General features: G+C 75.1%; 6 protein-coding genes and 1 pseudogene. 2 read left to right on the plus strand and 5 right to left on the minus strand.

The window, feature by feature from the left end; genetic code table 11:
• Window positions 1–500: hypothetical protein (locus tag ABWK99_RS13225; protein ID WP_372595171.1), on the plus strand; the 500-nt coding region annotated here is incomplete at its 5' end.
• 147 nt (window positions 501–647) lie between these two features.
• On the opposite strand, the gene ABWK99_RS13230 is transcribed toward ABWK99_RS13225, so the two are convergent.
• Window positions 648–1,256 (minus strand): N-acetyltransferase family protein, encoded by a 609-nt coding sequence (locus ABWK99_RS13230; RefSeq protein ID WP_372595172.1) that lies wholly within the window; start codon window positions 1,254–1,256, stop codon window positions 648–650.
• Between the two features lie 3 nt (window positions 1,257–1,259).
• Window positions 1,260–1,622 (minus strand): hypothetical protein, encoded by a 363-nt coding sequence (locus tag ABWK99_RS13235; RefSeq protein ID WP_372595173.1) that lies wholly within the window; start codon window positions 1,620–1,622, stop codon window positions 1,260–1,262.
• A gap of 144 nt (window positions 1,623–1,766) precedes the next feature.
• On the opposite strand from ABWK99_RS13235, the gene ABWK99_RS13240 reads away from it, so the two are divergent.
• A complete protein-coding gene (locus tag ABWK99_RS13240; RefSeq protein WP_372595174.1) occupies window positions 1,767–3,425 on the plus strand; it encodes an NERD domain-containing protein in 1,659 nt (552 codons plus the stop codon).
• 49 nt (window positions 3,426–3,474) lie between these two features.
• Here the strand turns inward: ABWK99_RS13240 and ABWK99_RS13245 are convergent, their stop codons facing one another.
• The 3 genes and pseudogenes from ABWK99_RS13245 to ABWK99_RS13255 form a co-directional block, all read right to left on the minus strand.
• Window positions 3,475–4,155: a hypothetical protein gene (locus tag ABWK99_RS13245; RefSeq protein ID WP_372595175.1), complete on the minus strand. Its 681-nt coding sequence runs from the start codon at window positions 4,153–4,155 to the stop codon at window positions 3,475–3,477.
• A 30-nt stretch (window positions 4,156–4,185) separates the two neighbouring features.
• Window positions 4,186–4,761 (minus strand): hypothetical protein, encoded by a 576-nt coding sequence (locus ABWK99_RS13250; protein WP_372595176.1) that lies wholly within the window; start codon window positions 4,759–4,761, stop codon window positions 4,186–4,188.
• A 207-nt stretch (window positions 4,762–4,968) separates the two neighbouring features.
• Window positions 4,969–5,349 (minus strand): annotated as a pseudogene (locus ABWK99_RS13255) (hypothetical protein); the annotation flags it as partial.

Here is a 5,349-nt window from a genome sequence, read left to right on the forward strand (position 1 = left end):
CGGCGACCGGCCGCGGCTGGGACGAGTGGCGCGCGCTGATCGACCAGGCGGGACTGCGGGACGCCGGACACACCGCGATCGCCGCATGGGTCGCGAGCGAGCACGGAGTCGATGGCTGGTGGGCGCAGTCCGTCACGGTCGGCTACGAGCGGATCGTCGGGCTGCGGCTCCCCGGTCAGATGGCCGACGGGACCTTCACCGCGAACATCGGCCGCACCTTCGACGCGGCGCTGGACCTCGATCTCGACGCCGCCCGCACCCTGCTGCTCGAGGCCCGCGAGGACCTCTTCCCGACGATGACGACCGTGCTGCGCTCCCGGCCGACGTCCAAGTCGCTGCGCCTCGCGTTCGACGAGGGATCGGCCCTGATCACCCCGGAGGTCACGGCCGCGGGCCGGCTCAAGATCACCGTCGCGCACGAGAAGCTGCCCTCGCCCCAGGCGGTCGAGCTGTGGAAGGCCTACTGGCGGGAGTGGTTCGACGCGCTCGCCGCGGGGTGAGGCCACGCACCCCCGGGTGGAGGCGACGCACCCCCGGGGTGAGAGCACGCGCCCGCCCGGGTGAGGCGACGCGCCCCCGGAGGAAGCCACGCGTGCCCGGCGCCAGGTCCAGCACCACCAGCGGCCCAGCACCACCACCCACCCCGCCTACAGGTCCAGCACCACCAGCGGCCGGGTCGGCCCGGTCCGTCCGACCTCCCGGAACCCGGCGGCGAGGAAGGTCGACAGCGCCCCGGGGAACAGGCTCGCGCCGGAGCTGCGGGCCGATCGCGCGGCCACGTCGACCGGGTTGCCCTCCAACGAGCGCGCACCGGCCTCCCGCGCGTGGGCGATGGCGCCGTCGAGCAGCGCCGTGGCCACGCCGGCGCGGCGGTGCCCGACGCGGACGACGAAGCAGGTGACCCGCCACGCGTCGTCCGCGGCACCGACCCGACGCAGCAGGGCGCTCTGCGCAGCGGACGCCGTGACCCGCGGGAAGCGCGCCCTCGGACCGAGCTGCGCCCAGCCGACCGGCTCCCCGCCGACGTAGGCGAGCAGACCGACGGCGCGGCCGGGGGCCGGCGCGGAGAGCTCCTCCCGCAGGGCCGCCCGGTTGTGCTCGACGGAGTCCTCGTAGGTGCTGCCCGTCGTCAGGGGGAACTGGCACCAGCACCACGAGGGGTCACCCCGCGTGCCGAACACCGTGGCGACGTCGTCCCAGCGCTCGCCCGTTGCACGGACGATCTCGACCCCGCTCCCCTGCGCGTCCGGCGCCATCTCCTAGCGACCGTCCCGTGGGAACGGGCGCCCGGCGAGGACCAGCGCGACGAGGCCCGCGACCAGCGCACCCTGGGCCACCGCCCACAGCACGGGCGAGCCCGGCCGGCGACGACCCATCACCGAACCGGCCTCCTTCGCGGACATCACCGTGCCCACACCGAGGGTCGACATGACCGACCCCACGCTGAGCGAGCTGCCGATGCTGAAGGCGGACAGCGCGGAGCCCATGGACCCGATCGACAGGAAGCCGCCGACGGAGGCGATCGAGCCGAAGCTGCCGACCGACCCGATGGACAGGGTCGACTCACGACTCGCGATGGAGAGGAACGAGTCCTCGGACCGGAGGGACCGGGTGGATGCCATGACCCCAGCATGCCCCCGCGGCCGGCACAGCGGGAGGGAGAGGTGCAGCGCGGCCACGGGAGGGAGAGATCCCCGGGCAAGATCGCCCGGCGGGACGCCACGAACCTCCCTTCGGCGGTCACCGTCGAGTGCTAGACACGTTCCATGCCGTTGCTCATCCCCGAGTCGCCGGTGTTCCCCCACGACGGTGGAGCCGAACGCACCGTCTGGGAAGCGCTGCGCGATCAGCTCCCCGACGACGCCGTCCTCGTCTCCGGCCTCGCGATGCAGGACGGCGCTGACGAGTGCGAGATCGACCTGCTCGTCGCGTGGCCGGGCTTCGGTCTGGCAGCGATCGAGGTCAAGGGCGGCTTCGTGCAGCGGACCAACGGCCAGTGGCTCCAGGGCAACGGCGCGAACCGGCACCGGATCGAGCCCGTCAAGCAGGTGCGCCATGCGCGGCACGTCCTGCAGCGCCTCCTGGAGCGCGAGGCGCTGGCCGCCTCGCGCAGCCGCATCGCCCACCTCGTCGCCCTGCCGCACACCCCCGTCCCCCGGGACTCGCACCTCCCGGACCTGCCTCGCCCGATGCTCCTGGACCGCGACGACCTCGGCCGCGCCGCCGCGCGGGTGGCGAGCGCGATCGAGGAGCACGGCAGCGGGCACGCCCCCCTGGCCGCGTCCGCCGTCGGCCCGCTCGCGCGGTACCTGGGCGGCGGGCCACCCTCCCAGGTCGAGGTCCTCGCGACGGCGGCGGCCTTCGAGGACCATCTCGACCAGCTGACCCGGGACCAGGCGCACCTGATCCGGATGTTCGACCGCATCCCCCGGCTCCAGGTGATCGGCGGCGCAGGGACGGGGAAGACCTGGCTCGCGCTGGAGCAGGCCCGCCGTCGCGCAGCGGCCGGGGACAGGGTCGCCCTGCTGTGCTACTCGCGAGGACTCGGCCGCTACCTCGAGCGGATGACGGCGACCTGGCCCGTCCGCGAGCGGCCCGCCTTCGTCGGCCTCTTCCACCACCTCCCGGTGGCATGGGGAGCCGAGACCGGGGACGACGACGACTCCGACTACTGGGAGCGCCGCCTCCCGCTCGCGCTGGGCGAGCTCGCGACGCAGCGCCCAGCCGAAGAGCTCTTCGACACCGTCGTCGTGGACGAGGCCCAGGACTTCGGCGAGCTGTGGTGGCCCTCGCTGCTGCGCTGCCTGCGGGACCCGGGGGCCGGCCGGCTGACGGTGTTCTCCGACGAGGGCCAGCGCGTGTTCCCCCGCGAGGGCGCCGCGCCGATCGAGCTCGAACCGGTCGTCCTGGACGAGAACCTCCGCTCCACCAAGCAGATCGCCCAGCTCTGCGGGGCGCTGCACGAGGGGACCACCCGCCCGCGAGGCTGGGCCGGCGCACCCGTGCGCCTGGTGGACGTCGCCGTCGAGGACGCCCTGCACGCGGCCGACGACGCCGTCGACGCCCTGCTCGAGGAGGGCTGGGCCCCTGGGCAGATCGCCCTGCTGACCACCCTGAAGCGCCATCCGCTGCAGGCCGAGTCCGTCGAGGTCGACGGCTGGGGCGCGTACTGGGATGCGTTCTTCGCGGAGCAGGAGGTCTTCTACGGGCACGTGCTCGGGTTCAAGGGGCTGGAGCGGACGGTCGTCGTCCTGGCGATCAACGGGTTCCGTGATGTCGAGCGCGCCAGGACGATGCTCTACACGGGGATGTCCCGGGCGCGGATGCTGCTCGTCGTCGTCGGGCCGCGCGGGCTGGTCGAGGAGATCGGCGGCGACGCGGCACGCCGACGGCTGCGCGACGCGGTGGAGTGGTCCCCCGCCTGAGGGCGTCACCAGGAGGAGCGACGGCTCCCCACCGCGCGACGGCCGGGACTCAGTCGCCGGGCGCGGCCTCGATCGCCCCGGCAGGACCCGCCGTGCCCGCGTCCCGGAGCCGCGCGGACTCGCGCTCGCGCCAGCCGTCGGGGATCCAGCCCTCCCCGGCCAGTCGCGGGTGCTCGGGATGGCGGGCGAGCGCCCAGAGGGCGAAGGCGAGCTCTGCCCAGTCGCACTCGAAGCCGACCATCCGGGAGCCGCTGCCGTTCCCGGCGACGCTGAGCGCGAGGGAGCGTGGGCCGAGCAGGTCGGCGCTCGCGAAGGTCGCCCAGCCGTAGGAGTTCAGGCCCCCCGACGTCAGGAAGTACAGCCCGTGCTGCGACACCCACAGGCCGCCCTGCTCCTCGACGACCCAGCGCGGCACGGACTCGGCGGCCGCGGCGGCCTTGCGTCGGGAGTTGGTCACGGCCTGGGCGCCGGCGACCGCGAGGGTCGCGGCGATGCCCCAGGCGCCGGTCGCGAGGAAGAGCCCCTGGCTCTTGCGGTAGCTGCCGTCGCCCGCCGGCCGGTGGACGAGGCGGTTGCAGCGCGCCCCGGCGAGGAGGTGCTCGGCGGGTCCGAGGGAGGGCGGGAAGGGCGAGCCCCAGCGCGGGAGCGTGTCGATGCGCCCCGCGCGCACGGCCGCCAGGATCTCCCGGGTGTCGCGGATCGCCTCGTCGTGCTCGCTCTGCCCGCTCACCGCAGGGCCCCCGGCGGGAGGTGCGACAGGTCAGCCCTCGTCACGGCCCGCCACGAGCCGATCGGTGAGGGCGAGAAATCCCTCCTCGTCGCCGTCCGCGAGCAGCCGCGCCTGGCGGGCCCAGGTCGGCAGGCTGGGCGCGAATCGCAGCCCTGCCTCACGCAGTGCGGCCTTCAGATCGCCCTCGGATGCCTCCGCGACGGCGGCGTAGGTGCCGAGCTCCGCCGCGACCAGCGCCGCAGCGATCTTCGGGCCGATGCCCTCGATCCGGCGGAGGTCGTCGCCGGCGGCGGGCGCGGCGACCTGCGCGGCTGCCGGCGGCTCGTCTGCGGGGACGGGCGCGCCCTCCGCGGCGACCGCGGGCTCCACGGGCTCCACGGCAGGGGCCGCCTCCCGGCGCCCGGACGGCTCGGCCGCCGTGCCCGAGGGTCCTGCCCAGGCCGGCAGGGCGTCACGCCAGGCGTCGGCCTCCGCGACGCCGACGACATGTCGACGACGCAGGAACCACGCGGCGGCCGCGGCCAGAGCGAGCAGGAGGAGCAGGACCGGAGGACGACGGCGGTGCGGCGTGGCACCCGAGCAACCGTGCTTGTGGTGGGAACGCATGGTCCATCCAATCACTGCGCCCGGGGCACGCGCCTCGCATCGGCCGGGTGAACACAGCCGTACCGCCGACCCGCAGGGGGGGAGGGTCGGCGGTACGGGATCGTGGGGGCGGGACGTCCTGCCCGGGGGGCTGCTGAGGTCTCCTACTCTCACCGGTTCGCCTGGGCGCATCCCGTGACCCACCTGAGAATCACCTGTGGGTGTCGCTCAGCCCTTGACGACACCGACCCAGAGGCCGTCCCGCGCGCGGGTGATCGCGTGGACCAGCTCACGCCGGCCCAGGTCCCAGCGCTCTCGCGCGAGATCGTCCTGCGGCGGTGCGCCGTCGAGCAGCGCGGCGGGCACCCCCACCAGCAGCACCTCGGAGAACTCCAGCCCGGCGGCCCGCTGGACCGTCCCCACCAGGACGGCGTCGCTCGGAGCCCCGTCGTGCTCGTCGAGCGGGCGGACGGGAAGACCGGATCCGGCGAGCTCGTCGACCATGCGACCCACCTCGCGGTGCGAGGGGAGCAGGACCGCGACGGGCCGCGCGGAGGGGCCCGGACCGGGCTCCGCGGTCAGCAGCGCGCGCAGGCGGTCGACGGCCGC

This window comes from Actinotalea sp. (assembly GCF_041597215.1).
In the GTDB taxonomy this organism is placed as follows: Bacteria; Actinomycetota; Actinomycetes; order Actinomycetales; family Cellulomonadaceae; genus Actinotalea.